12 protein-coding genes are annotated in these 15,272 nt (G+C 52.1%); 8 read left to right on the forward strand and 4 right to left on the reverse strand.

Features of this window, described 5'->3' with window-relative positions:
- Positions 1-443: 443 nt before the first annotated feature.
- The 3 genes from Q9L42_RS19015 to Q9L42_RS19025 all read left to right on the forward strand — a co-directional run bounded on the left by Q9L42_RS19015 (position 444) and on the right by Q9L42_RS19025 (position 1,972).
- Positions 444-854, forward strand: coding sequence for a hypothetical protein (locus tag Q9L42_RS19015; protein WP_305906809.1), 411 nt, complete (start codon positions 444-446; stop codon positions 852-854).
- Between the two features lie 342 nt (positions 855-1,196).
- Positions 1,197-1,478: a hypothetical protein gene (locus Q9L42_RS19020; RefSeq protein ID WP_305906808.1), complete on the forward strand. Its 282-nt coding sequence runs from the start codon at positions 1,197-1,199 to the stop codon at positions 1,476-1,478.
- An 80-nt stretch (positions 1,479-1,558) separates the two neighbouring features.
- Positions 1,559-1,972: a Dabb family protein gene (locus Q9L42_RS19025; RefSeq protein WP_305906807.1), complete on the forward strand. Its 414-nt coding sequence runs from the start codon at positions 1,559-1,561 to the stop codon at positions 1,970-1,972.
- 71 nt (positions 1,973-2,043) lie between these two features.
- Here Q9L42_RS19025 and Q9L42_RS19030 read toward each other — a convergent pair whose 3' ends face one another.
- From Q9L42_RS19030 to Q9L42_RS19040, 3 genes are all read right to left on the reverse strand, one after another.
- Complete coding sequence (locus tag Q9L42_RS19030) at positions 2,044-2,439, reverse strand: hypothetical protein (protein ID WP_349431617.1); 396 nt, start codon at positions 2,437-2,439, stop codon at positions 2,044-2,046.
- Between the two features lie 616 nt (positions 2,440-3,055).
- A complete protein-coding gene (locus tag Q9L42_RS19035; RefSeq protein ID WP_349431618.1) occupies positions 3,056-4,978 on the reverse strand; it encodes a TIGR00341 family protein in 1,923 nt (640 codons plus the stop codon).
- Between the two features lie 13 nt (positions 4,979-4,991).
- A complete protein-coding gene (locus tag Q9L42_RS19040; RefSeq protein ID WP_349431619.1) occupies positions 4,992-6,044 on the reverse strand; it encodes a transporter substrate-binding domain-containing protein in 1,053 nt (350 codons plus the stop codon).
- 357 nt (positions 6,045-6,401) lie between these two features.
- Between Q9L42_RS19040 and Q9L42_RS19045 the strand changes: the two genes are divergently transcribed.
- From Q9L42_RS19045 to Q9L42_RS19060, 4 genes are all read left to right on the forward strand, one after another.
- Positions 6,402-8,129 carry an autotransporter assembly complex protein TamA gene (locus Q9L42_RS19045; protein ID WP_349431620.1) on the forward strand — a complete coding sequence of 576 codons (1,728 nt, stop codon included), beginning with the start codon at positions 6,402-6,404 and terminating at the stop codon, positions 8,127-8,129.
- Positions 8,126-11,602: a translocation/assembly module TamB domain-containing protein gene (locus tag Q9L42_RS19050; RefSeq protein WP_349431621.1), complete on the forward strand. Its 3,477-nt coding sequence runs from the start codon at positions 8,126-8,128 to the stop codon at positions 11,600-11,602. The genes Q9L42_RS19045 and Q9L42_RS19050 overlap by 4 nt, the downstream gene beginning before the upstream one ends.
- 31 nt (positions 11,603-11,633) lie before the next feature.
- A complete protein-coding gene (mltF, locus tag Q9L42_RS19055) occupies positions 11,634-12,977 on the forward strand; it encodes a membrane-bound lytic murein transglycosylase MltF (RefSeq protein ID WP_305906802.1) in 1,344 nt (447 codons plus the stop codon).
- Positions 12,978-13,047: 70 nt separating this feature from the next.
- On the forward strand, positions 13,048-13,566 hold the full coding sequence (locus tag Q9L42_RS19060) for a DUF2937 family protein (protein ID WP_305906801.1): 519 nt from the start codon (positions 13,048-13,050) through the stop codon (positions 13,564-13,566).
- A 301-nt stretch (positions 13,567-13,867) separates the two neighbouring features.
- Here the strand turns inward: Q9L42_RS19060 and Q9L42_RS19065 are convergent, their stop codons facing one another.
- Positions 13,868-14,338: a methyltransferase family protein gene (locus Q9L42_RS19065; RefSeq protein WP_349431622.1), complete on the reverse strand. Its 471-nt coding sequence runs from the start codon at positions 14,336-14,338 to the stop codon at positions 13,868-13,870.
- Between the two features lie 278 nt (positions 14,339-14,616).
- On the opposite strand from Q9L42_RS19065, the gene Q9L42_RS19070 reads away from it, so the two are divergent.
- Positions 14,617-15,147, forward strand: coding sequence for a hypothetical protein (locus tag Q9L42_RS19070; protein WP_305906799.1), 531 nt, complete (start codon positions 14,617-14,619; stop codon positions 15,145-15,147).
- Positions 15,148-15,272: the final 125 nt, after the last annotated feature.

Genomic DNA, 15,272 nt, shown 5'->3' on the forward strand with positions numbered 1-15,272 from the left:
ACGTGAAATGAGTTAAACGTTAGTTCTCGGACAGGCTCCTAGTACAAATAACAAAATTGCCAAAGCATGCTCAGATTGATTTCAGATGGCATGGCCATTTTATCTTTCCAGCAATTCCCAATTTGAGTATTTTTGCGGGGTTTAGGGTATGGGGTGTGTCTGTCGAGGAGCGCCGTAAACCCATCCATGGGGGCTTGACGGCAGCATCCTTGCTGCCGACATCCTCGCCAAACACACCCCATGCCCTTTTTGAACGCCAAAGTGGGAATTGCTGTTATCTTTCGTCCCTATCCGTGATTTGCCGGCGACTATGCTAAAATCTAGCTAATAAACCACGCTTGCCGGGTTTGCGCGTCCAGCGCTAATTTCACCCATAAATCGTTTCGATCGCATATGCATAAATCTCTGCTCGTAACCTTACTGGCTACGTTGTTCCTCAGCGCTTGCCAATCGACCTTTGGCCCAAGCGCCCTCAAAACACCCATCCGGCCTATAACCAGGCCATCATTCAGTCCCTGGACCAGCAAATGCTGCTTAATCTGGTTAGATTGAAATATCGTGACAGAACGCATTTTCTGAAGGTCGGCAGCGTGACGGCCTCGTTGAACTTCGACGGCAATATCGGCATCGGCTCGGAACTTGATCTGGCGCCCGGTGGCAATATTATTCAACCCAACTTGGGAGTCGGTTACGCCGACAAACCGACTATTTCCTTTCAACCGTTGCAGGGCGAAGACTTCCTGAAAAGCGTGCTGTCCTCGATTTCATTCGACGCCCTGTTGGTGATGACCCAATCCGGCTGGAGCATCGAGCGGGTATTCGGCCTGTGCGTCGAACGCATCAATTATCTATAACGCCCCCAGCGCTTCCGGCCCCAGCCCTGACTACGAACCGGAATTCAGGCCATTCAAGCGGGTGATGAAACTGCTGCGGCAATTACACAATTGGCGCATGAAATGGAATTCGGCTTGGACGAAGACAAACGCCTGACCATACTGTTCAAGATCAATGCAAACAACCGGCAGACTGTAGAGGAGTTATCAGCCTTGCTGGGCTTCGACAAACCGTAACATAAACAATTTCTGCGGGTCAAACTAGGCAATAATTTTCTTCATGACCGCCCTAATAAATTAAAAATTCGTCCCAGATCGATCGCTAGCGTGCTATTTTATCTATCCCAGCAAGTCGACGTTCCCTTGCAACATATTGACGAAGGTCTGGTCACCTTTACCAAGAATAAGCATGATGCGCCATTCAACTGGGCCGAAACACCGGTCGGTGAGTTTTTTCAGGTTGACTACAGCGAAGATTACCCGCAACAAGCCTTTCTGGCCGTTCCTTACCGCGGCCACTGGTTTTACATCGCGGACGACGATTTGGAATCAAAATCGACTTTCATGCTGTTGACCCAACTGTTTGATCTGCAGGCGGGACAAACTAAATACAACGGTCCTACCCTGACTTTGCCGGTGCGTTAATGCAATGCGCTGGCCTGTTGCCGATACAGCGCAAATACAGTAACGTATTCCTCATTCAATGACTCTGGAGGAATCCATCGATGAAACCAAGTACAACACTATCATTCCTGCTGCTATTGACGACTTTTGCTGCGGCAACGACAGCACAGGCGCAATCATCCGAGCAGTCCTCGCAACGTAAGGCGCACCACGTCGTGATCATTTGGCTCAAACAGCATGGCGACGAAAACGCTCGCCGCAAATACATCGAAGGCAGCAAACGCCTGGCTAATCTACCCGGCGTGCTCAGCTACAATATCGGCACCGCCACTTCCGCTAAACGGGAACATCCCAGCCACGCACTCGACGATTCTTACGATATTGCCATTTCCAGCAGCTTCGAAAGCCTGCAAGCATTGGAAAATTATTTGAAGCATCCGAAACACCATCAGGTCGTCCAGGATGTTCTAAAACCATTGGTGGATAAGTATAAGGTGTATGATTTTGTCGAATAATTAAATCGCCCCGAACTCAGGATGGCGATAAAGTGAGATTTGGCGGTTCATGAAAAAGACAGCACAGCCGGCTAATGCCAATGACGGGAATCGACCAAAGTTATTCTTCGCCTATCGCCCTGTCTACGCTCGACCAGCCCCTGTGGGGATTGCGCGGCCTTTTTCCTTGGATCATTCAGCGCTGAGCGCGAAAAGAACTGCCTAACCAAGATGGATTGACCCTTAATTTTCTGACCATCCACTTTGCGTATGAATTTTTTCCCCATCGGGTTAGGAAAAATTTTGACTAAACCGACCTGTTGCTGAATCGCATGTTCACCATCAACCATATCCAGAATGTCTATATCACACACAGGAATATGAAATTTTGTCGCGCCCGACCCGCCGGCATTGGCAATTCTTTCGATAGAACCGGCTAACTCAAATTTTTTCATTCCTTGAGGTATGTTTTGCAATAACACAAACATGTTACCCCCTTTATCGCAGCAATTCCCAGTTAGGCGTTCAAAAAGGGCATGGGGTGTGTTTGGCGAGGATGTCGGCAGCAAGGATGCTGCCGTCAAGCCCCCAGGGATGGGTTTACCCAGCACCTAAATTCCATGGCTAATGGACTATAATTTACATTCCTGGATAATTTAGGTGCTGGGTGAACGGCGCTCCTCGACAGACATACCCCACGCCCTAACCACAGCAAAATGCTCAAACTGAGAATTGTTGCCTTTATCGCCCAAGGTTTTTAACATCAAAAAACTTGGACTAAAACCAATTCATTTTTGTTCAAAGTTGTTGAGACTGTAAGAAAATGTCGAATGCGCGATAAACCATTAAGCTCATGAAGCACGCGATGAAATCAGTACACATTCATACTCTGCATCGCCTTACCTAGGTTTCTCCAAGTGCTTTGGAAAAAACGTCTTAGAAAAAAGGTATCAGATTAAATAAGGCCTTTTCGCGCCGAGGGCGGCGCTCCTACAGGCAGACAAACGATCTCGCCAATGTCTCGTTGTCTAAATATGGTGAGCTTTTACGATCAACTGGACACATTGGCCAGTTTTTTAAATCGCTTGAAGGCATGAAACGACTTCAACGAAAATGATTCGCGGTTACCAATCTTACCGTGAATTCGACAACCACCGGGTGGCCCAGCTGTTCGCTCAGTTTTTGTTCGAATAATGTCGGGATCTGTGCTTCGGGCATTTGCTCGGTAATCAGTTCGGCGCTGACTTTCATCGGCTCTCCCAGCCTGACTTTGATATTGCGCAACTGCTGTCGACGGCCGCCTAGCGTGTATTGGTGGCCCAACAATTGTTTTTTGACGGCGGCGATTCTCTGCATCTTGATAAAAGACAGCGTCAGAGGAACCGAAATCACCGCCACCAGCAACATCGATATCACGATGCCTTTTTTCGCTCGCGAGAACGGCGCGAAACCGATCACCATAAAGGCTAGCCCCGCCGCCATGATGATGCCGGTCAAGTTGGTCAGAAACAGCAACATCGCACCATAAAATACGTCCAGGTTATGCCAGCCCAGACCGATACCGGATACGCATAACGGCGGCACCAGCGCGACCGCGATCGCGACGCCGGGCAGGCTCTTGGCGATATTTTCACGAGCATGGGCAAAGGCGCCGGCGACGCCGGAAAGCACCGCGACCAACAAATCCAGCGTCGACGGATGCAAACGCCCTTCGATTTCATTGGTCACTTCCTGAAAAGGCAGCAACCAGGCCATCAGCGCGGACAACGACAGGGCGATTATCATTCCCGCCGACAACGTGACGGCGGATCGTCGGGTTAAGTCGTTATCCGAACGCAACATTCCCATCGACAGGGAAACAATGGGGGCCATCAGCGGCGCCAGCACCATCGCCCCGATCACTACGGACGGACTGTTCAGAAACAGGCCCAACGTTGCCAGCATCGAACTTAAAATCATCAACAAGACATAAGAATTACTGATGCTGGAATTCTCCTTCAATGCCAAGAACAGGTCCTTGAAGTCCGATTCCAGTGCATGAGAGAAAAAAGGCAGTGTCTTGCCCAGATATCTAACCCGGTCTTCCTGTTGTGGCAATTGATCACAACTGACGTTTTCCTTGTCGTCGCTATAGGCCTGTCTTGCGCGGAACTCATCGCCAGCATTAACCCTAATGCCTTCGCTGACGGTTTCTATGCACAATTCACGGGTAGTCAAGGCCTTATTGTTGACCAGATAATGAGTATCGACCGGCGAGGTGATCGTCAACGATTCGGTGCGGATATAGCCCACTTGTTGCATCAGTTTCTTTTTCTGCATGGCCGTCAACGCCGCCGACGATAACTGCAAATAAGACAGTATCGATTGCGGCGCAAACAAAGCGACCGAAATGCGCCGGTCTCTTAACGAGACCGACTCCCGGTAAAAGTTGCTCAGAAAACCGCTCTTGTGGAAATCCAACAGCACCATGCCAGTGATCGCCGTCGTCACCGTTTTGCCTTTTTCCGTAATCAACGTGACCGGATGAGGCCTCAGCGAGAAGGCGTGTATAAAGCGTTTGAACTTAAATCCGATTTTGTCGATGCCTTTGCAAGCCCCGCTGTCGCCGATGAACTCGGCCATAGTGGTCTGGTTTTCCAGATTGACGCCATTGGTCACCACCTCGCCGTTGCACAAAATCATATCGATGAACAGCGGCTGTTCATGCAGGGCGATCTCCAGACAGGCGTCAAAATCGCTGGGCAGGTCCAGATTGTTAAAAAACTGGCTGGGCGGATCGCCCGCTATCGGCAAGAAGCCCAACGAGATTTTTTTCTGTTTGGCAAACCACAGTAAACGCGGATAATCCTGCTGTTCGACCCACGACAAGGCATGATTCAAGTCCGGCTGAACATGAAGACTCGCTAAATCGGCCAACTTTACCTTACGCAGTTGTATGCCTTTTTCCGCAACCAGCGGATGCTTAATCACCCGCTCCAGTTGATCTTCCATGCCGGGTGAATAAATCAGGTATCTTTTTCCGCTCATAATTTTTCGTGGACTATTCGCCCAGATACTCCGCCAGCGTATCCCGCCATTGTTCGCTGCGTATATGTCTCAACATGGCTTTATTAAGCGGCTCTCGTAAGTCGCTGCCGGCCGGCAGACCGAATGAATAATCCTGCCGTTCAAAGGCGCCCGGCAACACATGCTCCCGGCCGGCATATTCGTTTCTGGACAGATAACGCAAAATCGGCAAATCATAAACGACCGCATCGACCTGACCGTCGACTAGCGCCTTGATCGCTGCAGTCGAGGTGTCGAAATTGTTCTGTTGCAAGTGTTTTTTTTGGGCATACAACGCCCCGGTCGATCCGGTGACGGCGCCGATCAGATTGCCGGGTAAGTCTTGCGGTCCTTTGATATGCCCCTGAATTTGCTGCAAGGTGAAGACCGATGCGATCGTCGCAGTAAAACCGGATATGCTGATCACGCTAGCGAACATCCAGATGATCGCCAACAGTCGTCCCCAAAATGTCACCGGCGCCTTATCGCCATAACCGACCGTCGTCATCGTCACCGCCGACCACCAAAAGCCGGCGCCCAAGCCTTTTACCGCCGAGCCGCCAAAATGTTCGGGATTGGCCTTCCGTTCCAGCAGCCAGACGAGCACCGCGATCGTCGCCAGAACTATTCCCAAAGCCATCAACGCATGAATAAACTGCAACGAAAAAACCGCCTTCAACACACTGCCCAAGGTGCCGCCCTGCTCGCTATCGACGGCGATCCCCAAGCCCGAGCTGTGAAAGGGATGGGAAAAATCCATCACGGTTTCCCGATCGGCGGTCACCGTGATCGCCGCGACTGCAACGTCGATTTTTTGGTTTTCCACCGCTTGCAGCAATTGTGGCAGCGTCATTTCCTGGAATTGATAATTCAATTCCAGGTCGGCGGCAATCTGTTTCCATAAATCGATGCTGAGACCAGACAATGATCCATCGTCATTACGCACGACAAATGGCGGCGCGACCCTGACCCCTACCTGCAAGGTCTTGTCGGGTTGCGCCATTAACGTACTCGGCACCCACAACAAGACAGCAGATAAAAAAAACATTGCGGAATTCGCGTTAAGTTAAATAGCTTCATAGTCTTTGCTTTATCCGAATTGAATAATGGGCTGCGCCGATAAACCGCTCCCCTCAGCCGACTTCAGCATCAATACGTCACCGATGACTGTAATTTTTTTGCCTCTCCGCGGTCTTAGTCAGTGCTTGCCATGCAATCAGGCAAGCGATGAGGCATAACGGCGAAATGCTTTATCTAAGTCTGATGATTTTTCTTGCCTATGCCCTTATCCTACTGGAACAATGAGATTTTGCCCAATGGCAATTTTCACTCGCTCAAGCCGGAATGAACCGAAGCCGGAAAGGATAAGCTTTTGACTCCGCTAATGATATGTTAAAACGACGCTATGCACTTTATCGTTAAAGCAGCACTTTATCTTTTGCTCGTTGCGGCGCCGGCGCTCAGAGCCGATGAGCCCGTCATCGACATCGAAGGGTTGACCGATGCGCAACAAGACAATGTGCGTGTTTTTTTATCGCTGTCTCAGGAGACCTGCCAATCTCCTGCCTGGCGCATCAAAAAGCTGTTTGCCAAGTCAGACAGCGAAATAAGCAAAGCCTTAAGGGCATTGGGCTATTACCACCCCGACATCAGCAAGCGACTCAGCTTCAGCGATGATTGCTGGCAAGCCAAATTCGACATTACCGCCGGCGAACCGGTTCGAGTCAGTCGCCTGAATATACAGGTAGAAGGCGAAGCGCAACAGGAGCCGGTATTCGAAAAATTGTTGGCGTCCCTGCCCATCCAACAGGGCGATATTCTCAATCACGCCCTGTATGAAAAAATCAAACAAGACTTGCGTTCATTGGCGCTGGAATACGGTTATTTAAATCACCGTTTCAGCAAGAAATCGTTACGGGTTTATCCGGACAAAAATCAGGCCGAAATTGAACTGACCTTGGATTCCGGTCCGCGCCATCGTTTCGGAGAAATCCGCATCGACCAAGACATACTGACTCCGGACTTCATGCGCCGCTATGTCAGACTGAGCAGCGATGACTATTACTCCAGCAAGAAGCTGGCGCAAACCTATAATGCGCTGGCCGCCAGCGTTTATTTCAGCGACGTGGAAATCAAGCCGCGAATGGATGAAATTGAAGATAACAAAGTTCCTATCGATATCAAGTTGACACCGGAAAAAACACACACCTACAGCGTGGGCGTCGGCTATGATACCGACATCGGGCCGCTAGGCAGCTTCGGTTATCAAAATCGCCGCCTCAATCGCGCCGGTCATCATCTGAACTTAGACCTATCTGTCTCACCGGTGCTTTCCAGCGCCGAAGGCCTTTATATGATTCCATTCAGCGAACCGCGCAGCGACCATGTCGCGATCGGACTGGGCTATAAATACGAAAAACCCGACACCTTTGAATCGGAAGAAGCCAAGTTGTCGGTGCAATACCAGCATCTGTATGCGAACGGTTGGAAACAGATCATGTTCCTCGACCTCAGTCACGAAACCTTCACGATCAGCGACGTCAGTCAAAACACCACGCTATTGGTGCCGGGTGGACGCTGGGAATACACGATATCTAACGACGCCCTGCGTCCCACCCGCGGTTATCATATTAATTTTTCCCTGGCATCGGCGCCTGAATCGTTGATTTCCGATGTCACTTTCGTACAAGCCACTGCCGCCGGCAAGCTGATCACTCCCCTGCCCTGGCCCGGGCGGTTGATCACCCGAGTCAACCTTGGCGCCACCCTGACCAGCGATTTCGATCGTTTGCCCGCTTCTTATCGTTTTTATGCTGGCGGCGCCCAATCGATCCGCGGCTACGAATATAAGAAATTGGGGCCTCAGAATGGCGAAGGCGATGTCATCGGCGGCGAAATGCTGTCGGTTGTCAGCGCCGAATATGAACACTTCATCAGCGAATCCTGGGGGGTGGCGGTATTTTTCGATGCCGGCAATGCCTATAACGCCAATAACATCTCGATCAAAAGCGGCACCGGTTTGGGTTTACGCTGGGTCTCGCCCATCGGCCCGATCCGGCTGGATTTTGCCGTGCCGCTCAGCGACAGCGATTCGTCCTTTCAAATCCACTTTTCCGCCGGAGCGCAGTTATGATGACGTCAGCCCCACTGCCACGTCTCGTCCCGGCCATCATCAAGGGTCTGGCCGCCATCATCACGCTACTGTTGATCTTGTTAGGATATCTGATTGCCACTGAAAGTGGCACAAGGTGGCTGTTGCGCGGCGTTTTTTCCCGGCTCGACCCAGTCAGCGTCGGCCAAATCGACGGTACGCTGATCAAGGATCTACAGCTGAAGCAGCTGCGTTATCGAGACCAACATGACTTTTCCGTTGCGATAGCCGATGCCAGTCTGCGCTGGCATGCCGCCGAGCTGTTGCGGGGTGATCTGCATATCGCATCACTCCGCCTGCAAGGCATCGCCGTCGTGGGCCAGCCAAGCGCCGGCGCAGAGACAGAAAGCAGTAGCGGGATTCTCCAAATCCCGTTAACGATCCATGTCGACGAGTTCAGCGTCAAACAATTCAATTGGCGCCATGGCGACAGTCAAACCGAAATCAAGCAATTATCGTTACACGCCGAACTGGCGCGCAATATCCTGACCTTATCCCAGCTGACCTTGCTCATGCCGCAGCTGCAAGCCCGGGCCCACGGCGAGCTGAGTCTGCAACCCGACTGGCCGTTGACAGCCGACCTGGACTGGTCTTATTTGATCGAAGGCCGGACATTGCAGGGCGAATTAGCGATCAGCGGCGACATGAAACGCTATGATCTGCACAGCATGCTTGAAGGACCGATCGAATCGAAACAAACCGGCTTTATCGGCTTGACCGGCGATCAACCGCAATTCGATCTGCACGGAGACTGGCAAAAAATGCAATGGCCTTTGACCGGGTCGGCTCAAGTCAGCAGCCGACAAGGCGAATTTCGCATCCACGGCCAGCCGCAGAACTATCAGGCCGAACTGAATGCCGACGTTGCGGCCGCCGGCCAGCCGGATTTCGCCGTCGCATTTACCGGCAACGGCAATCAGGAAAGCCTCGATATCGTCCAGCTACAGTTGACTCCCCGGCAAGGCCGGTTAAATCTCAGCGGCCGCCTGTCCTGGCTAACGGAAACACGCTTCGATCTGGCCATAGTTGCCGAACAACTCGATACGGCCGATTTTTTTGCAGCGGTCCCCGGTCAACTTAATCTGAAGGCTCAGACCCGGGGCAGATACACCGCCGGGCAACTCCATGCCGCTCTCGATATCGAGCGCCTGCACGGCGTGCTGCACGGCCAACCGCTCAACGCTCAAGGCAAGCTGCAATGGCGCGGCGCCGAAGCCGACATCGAACGACTGCAAATAATGGCCGGCGATAACCGGCTAACGGCCCATGGCCGACTCAGCGCCGAGCAGGCCGACCTTGACCTCAACATCGCCGCGCCGAATCTAACTTCCGCCTGGCCCAGCCTGGCCGGCAGTTTGAACGGCCAGGCGCAAATCCACGGCAGTCTGCGCCGGCCTCGGATTAAAAGCGATGTGCGCGGACATAACATTCGTTACGCCGATAAGCGCATCGGCGAGTTATCGTTACAAGCCGACTATCAACATGATTCGGCTCGGCCAGCGGAGCTGTTATTTTCCGCCAGCGATATCCAACTGGCTGACAACAAGATAGCACGCCTCGCATTGCAAGCGCACGGCAAGCCTTCCCAGCATGCTGTTAGCGTGACGCTGGCCTCTTCGTTGGCCGATCTGTCTATCGACAGCAGCGGGCAATGGAACGGACGACGCTGGTTGGGACGCATCTCAAACTTGGCTATCGAGCTTCCTCAACAGCAGCAATGGCGGCTGGAATCGGCAACAACGCTGACGTTGACGCCAAAACAAGATCGTCTGATGCTGGACCTGCCCAATAGCTGTCTGATCCAGGGCGATGCCCGTTTATGCCTCTTCGCCCAGGGTGAGCCCACGGGTCAATTGGATGGCCGGCTGTCGTTATCGGCCTGGTCATTAACACAAACCAAGCCCTGGCTGCCTGATGAACTGGAGTTGGCCGGCAAGCTTTCGGCTCAGGCTAGCTTTTCTGTGGGCGAACAGGGCCTAAATGCCGAACTAAACGCCGATATCGCTGCGGGCAAGGCCCTGTTACAAGATGAAGACAATGTGACTCACGAGCTGCCTTTCAGCATCTCGACGCTGCAACTGAACTATCGACAGGGACTGCTGAATTCACGCCTGCGCTTCGACCTGGGTCATGGCGATTATCTGAAGGCCGATGTCAATACCGGCCCTGCCGACCGCAACGGCGTCCGTCCCTTGTCTGGAATACTGCAGGCCAAAATCGAAGACATGACGTTCATAGACGGGCTGTTGCCGGAAATCAGGAAACTGCAGGGACTATTCGTCGCCGACCTGCAGATAGGCGGCACCACCCAACGCCCCGCTCTCGGCGGTTCGGCGCAATGGCGCCAGGGTCAGTTTGAAATCATCAAACTGGGCAGCACCTTTCACAATATCACCGTAGCGGCGACCAGCAGCAGCGAACAACCTGATCGCTTGCTGCTGACTGCTGAGGTCGAATCGGGCCAAGGCCGGCTCTCCGGCCAGGGCCACCTGAATTTGCAGGCCGAGCAGGGCTATCCGCTGCAACTGACGATAAACGGCGAAAAATTCCAGATCAGCCGCTTACCGGAAGCCGAGATCGAAATATCCCCGGTTTTACAGATCGAAAAACAAGCTGACACGACCCACATCGATGGTCAGATTAAGATCGACAGCGCCCGTATTGAGCTGAAAAGCATACCGGAAAGCGCCGTCGCTCCCAGCGATGATGAAGTCATCATCGGCGCCGATCAAATGCCCGCTGAAAAAGTCGTTCCTTCGCGCCTGAACGCGCGCATCGCCATTGATTTTGGCGATAACAGCCATTTTTCCGGTTTCGGGCTGAAAACCCGCTTAAGCGGCAAGTTGGAATACACGAAAAAAGCCAACCAACAGCTGATGCAAGGACGAGCGCTGATGCGGGATGCAACTTATCGGTCTTATGGTCAGGATCTGACTATCCGTAAAGGCGAATTTCTGTTCAACGGCCCGCCCGACAATCCGTGGGTGACCATTGAGGCTATCCGTAAAGCCGTCAGCGGTGATGTCACCGCGGTGCTGAGCGTAACCGGACCGTTGAAATCGCCGCAAACACGAGTTTATACCGAGCCGGCATTACCGGAATCGGAAGCGCTCGCTTATTTGCTCACCGGCAAATCGATCAATCGCTTGAGCGAAGGCGAAAGCAACGCGGTCGCCAGCGCCGCATTCAAATACGGGGCCGGACAATTGTCCTGGCTCAGCGACCAGCTCGGCATCGACGAATTTGAATTTGAACAAGCCGACACCCTCGAGGACAGCGCCGTCCGACTCGGGCAATACCTGAATCCGGACCTTTATGTCGGCGTCAGCATGGGAGTGTTCGCCAGCAAATACGCGGCCAGACTCAGATACCAATTAAGCGAACATTTCAGCGTCAGCACCCGTGCCGGCGAAACCCAGCGTATTGAACTAAAATATCAGTTGAAAACCGAATGAAAACTCTATTGGACCCTGCAACACCTTAACGATGATGAAACCCGCCTATCTATTCGTTGCAGTCATTGCCGGTCTATTGGTCGGCTGTGGCGAAAAAGACCCAGTGCTCAGCGATATACGCAGCCAGGGCAAATTGATCATCCTAACTCGTAATGCGCCGACGACTTATTATCTTGACGTGGACGACAACCCCGCCGGTTTTGAATATGACCTAAGCCTCGCGTTGGCGCGCTCACTGCATGTCGAAGCGGAATACAGAATCTATGACAATATCGAAGACATCATCGAAGCCATCGCTAACGGCGAGGGCCATATTGCCGCAGCCGGCCTGACTCGAACCGACAGCCGCGAGCAAAATCATGTATTCGGTCCCAGTTATAAAACGGTACAACAGCAGGTGGTCTGCCATCGTCATGCCGCCAGCCCCGCCGCTATCGATGAACTGCAACACTATTCGCTGCTGGTGATCGCCGAAAGCAGCTATCAGGAATCATTGCGGCGACTGCGCCAGCGTTATCCCGACTTGAACTGGGAGACGACCAACGAATTATCCACCGAACAGGTACTGGCAAAAGTAGTCGACCAGGAAGTCGACTGCACCGTGGCCGACTCCAACATCGTTGCCCTGAATCAACGTTATTTTCCCGATCTGAAAGTCGCCCTCTCTATTTCCAAGCCGCAGCAACTAGCCTGGCTGCTCTCGCCGCAAGCATCTCATTTCAAACACTATATTTCCGAGTGGTTTGGGCGTATGGCGAACGCCTCAACCTTGGCCAGCATCGATGAGCGCTATTATGGCTATGTCGATAGCTTCGATTACTATGACAACAGCGTGTTTCTGCGCCGCCTAGACACTCGATTGCCAAACTATCGCTCAGCCTTCCAGCAGGTCGCCGAACAATACCGGTTGCCATGGACGTTGTTGGCCGCCCAAGCCTATCAGGAATCCGGCTGGAACCCTGCCGCCAAAAGCCCAACCGGCGTCAGAGGACTGATGATGCTGACCCGAAACACGGCTCGGGCCATGGGGATCAAAAAACGCACCGATCCCCTCCAAAGCATCAAAGGCGGAGCAAAATACCTGAACCGCATGCTGAACAGGATACCCGCTGCGGTCGCCGCCGAAGATCGTCTGTGGTTTGCACTCGCCGCCTACAACATCGGCCATGCACATCTAATGGACGCCAGGAAACTGGCCAAAAAACTGGGTAAAAACCCCAACCAGTGGCATGACCTCAAAACGGTGCTGCCGTTATTGACGCAAAAGCGCTATTACAAAACCTTGAAACACGGCTACGCCAGAGGCTTTGAACCGGTCAGGTATATCGACCGGATCCGCTATTATCGAGACGTGCTGGTCAACGCGCTGACATAAATTAATTCTGCCGTATAGAGCGAGAAATAATGACAGCAAGCCATCCAACCAAAACGAGACAACGACTAACATGCTGCTAAGCCAAAGCCTGAAAAGCTTGCTGGATAAACTGTTTTTCGCCGGCATCCTGCTGTTAGGGATGCAATTACCGAATTTTGTCATGCAATATCAACAGAACCTCGCCGCCCGCTACGATGAAAGCCAAAAACAAATACGTCCCTATCAGCAACTTGCCAACCGCTTTTATGCCGGCGATATCGGCCAATTGCTGACTGCACACCGACATAATGGGGTCGCCGCGATCAGGGCCGAAGCCGGCATCCTTGCCGCATCAATCGAGCGCAATGATTATTTGCACCGGCAATTGAACGCGCTGCAAAACAAACCGCTGCATCGCCAGATATTGCGCCTGGCGACCGATCTCGACTTCGAGATCGCCGAGCAAGTGATGGCCAATTATGCGGCGACTATACCGCTTAATGCGGAGGCCTTGAGCGCCGGTCTGACCCTGGCCTTGGCATTCAATATCGCCGTCCACCTACTGATCTCCGCATTAAGACGCATCGTTCGCATCATGTTGACCGCATGATCTCAAACTTAAATAACCTCAGTTCGGGATAAAAGAATCATAATATTGCCAAGGGTTAAGACGATATCAGGTAGCGCTAGAAGCAGTGTGCGCGGCACGGCCGATTTTTGTTCTGACCACCAAGGAAGGCGGAAATGTGGAAAGTGCAGGAGCAAAGTTCACCCAGCACCTAAATTATCCTGGAATGTAAAATATAGTCCTGTAGTCATGGGATTTAGGTGCTGGGTAAACCCGTCCCGTGAAATCAATGACCTGCCGCCCAAATAATGAAGCGCTTTAACAAGCAAATTGAGCCGGCTCGTCAACGACTAAAAAACGGAAGCCAGCGTCGGACCTGAGAGCAATATAGCTTGTATTCGGCGCCGAAAGCTTTCCGCAACTGCGGCTCTTCATAACCTATGACCAACAAATGTATCACGATGCCGACGCAAACCGCGTACGTTAACAGGCTAATAGTCTGAAAAAGCACTGCCCAGCCGACAAGAATCGCTAGCACTCCCAGATACATGGGGTTTCTCGTGTAACGATAGGCCCCATGGACAACGAGCTTCTTTGGCGCGTCTATCGGCGCCGGCGTCCCGCCTCCGACATAGGCGAATCCCCAAACGCAGTAACTATAGAGAATCCCGCCGGTTATGAAAAAAATCAACGCCAACCCAACGCCTTCGTTTAAAACAATCGGCTGTTCTCGTACGATCAACCACGGAAATAAGCCCGCCACCGAACCCGGAACAACCAGCGTAAAGATGAGGTTTTTAAAAAAAAGCATCATAGCGACCTACTCGATGTAAATTAGCGACGGAAAAAAGGCAATGGCGCTGTTGCCATCCCGTTAAGTTGACCAAGACGCTATTCTATTGTTCGATGACTCGACCTGCCCAGTTTTTCTGCAATTATTCAGCGGACTATTAAATGACTGGTAGTCACAGATTTAGGCAATGCCGATTTAATCAACACTTCCTTAACTATGTTAGACTTTCTTCCTAGGGTCTATTGATTTTTTCTCGAGTTTCCGACTAGCCCCGCCCATCCCTATAGAGGAGAGGAGCCATGTTAAAAATCAAGAACATGTTGTCACTGTTGCTTTTTTCCATACTGATGCTGCCCCCTTGCGTTGCTCTAGCAAAAACAACAACGCAGAATAGCTGGGCTTCTTTGGCTTTAATCGAGTCCGGTTGTCCTGCTGACTCTGAGCAAAGCCAAAAGCTCGACCAATTAAAACATGCAATCGTCTCCGCCGAGTCCGTTCAACAGGCTCGTTCCCTCGCCCTTGCCCCCACAGAATCGGCCATCGAGGCGATAAACAATGCGCGCGCCCTCATGCCCTTCAGCGATGAGCTTCGTAACGCCGAAATGCGGCTTAGTGAAACCCGCTCGCGTATTTTATTAGCTTCTTCCCAGACAGAAGTCGCCGATGAATTCTCCGGCATGATGCTGGCCAGTTTAGACGACGACAATCCGGCGCGTGTCAACGTCGGCAATACAACGTGCAATTACTCGACGGGAGAAATCATCGCTATCGTGCTCGGCCTTATTCTCGGCATCATTCCCGGCCTGATCTTACTTTTCCTGCTTTGTTGACGGACGGCATGACTATATTCTGTCGGCAATTGTGCATATAGGTGCAGATTTAGCCGCGCAATGCGAGTAAATGTTCGCACCCTACCGCAACAATTCCCATCAGTTTAAGGGTATGGGGTGTGTTT

The organism is Methylomarinum sp. Ch1-1 (assembly GCF_030717995.2).
Lineage (GTDB): Bacteria > Pseudomonadota > Gammaproteobacteria > Methylococcales > Methylomonadaceae > Methylomarinum > Methylomarinum roseum.

Coding starts and splice junctions, on each gene's coding strand:
- Q9L42_RS19025 (WP_305906807.1), top strand. CDS start 1,559: ATGAAACCAAGTACAACACTATCATTCCTGCTGCTATTGACGACTTTT.
- Q9L42_RS19030 (WP_349431617.1), bottom strand. CDS start 2,439: ATGTTTGTGTTATTGCAAAACATACCTCAAGGAATGAAAAAATTTGAG.
- Q9L42_RS19035 (WP_349431618.1), bottom strand. CDS start 4,978: ATGAGCGGAAAAAGATACCTGATTTATTCACCCGGCATGGAAGATCAA.
- Q9L42_RS19040 (WP_349431619.1), bottom strand. CDS start 6,044: ATGTTTTTTTTATCTGCTGTCTTGTTGTGGGTGCCGAGTACGTTAATG.
- Q9L42_RS19045 (WP_349431620.1), top strand. CDS start 6,402: ATGCACTTTATCGTTAAAGCAGCACTTTATCTTTTGCTCGTTGCGGCG.
- Q9L42_RS19050 (WP_349431621.1), top strand. CDS start 8,126: ATGATGACGTCAGCCCCACTGCCACGTCTCGTCCCGGCCATCATCAAG.
- mltF (WP_305906802.1), top strand. CDS start 11,634: ATGATGAAACCCGCCTATCTATTCGTTGCAGTCATTGCCGGTCTATTG.
- Q9L42_RS19060 (WP_305906801.1), top strand. CDS start 13,048: ATGCTGCTAAGCCAAAGCCTGAAAAGCTTGCTGGATAAACTGTTTTTC.
- Q9L42_RS19065 (WP_349431622.1), bottom strand. CDS start 14,338: ATGATGCTTTTTTTTAAAAACCTCATCTTTACGCTGGTTGTTCCGGGT.
- Q9L42_RS19070 (WP_305906799.1), top strand. CDS start 14,617: ATGTTAAAAATCAAGAACATGTTGTCACTGTTGCTTTTTTCCATACTG.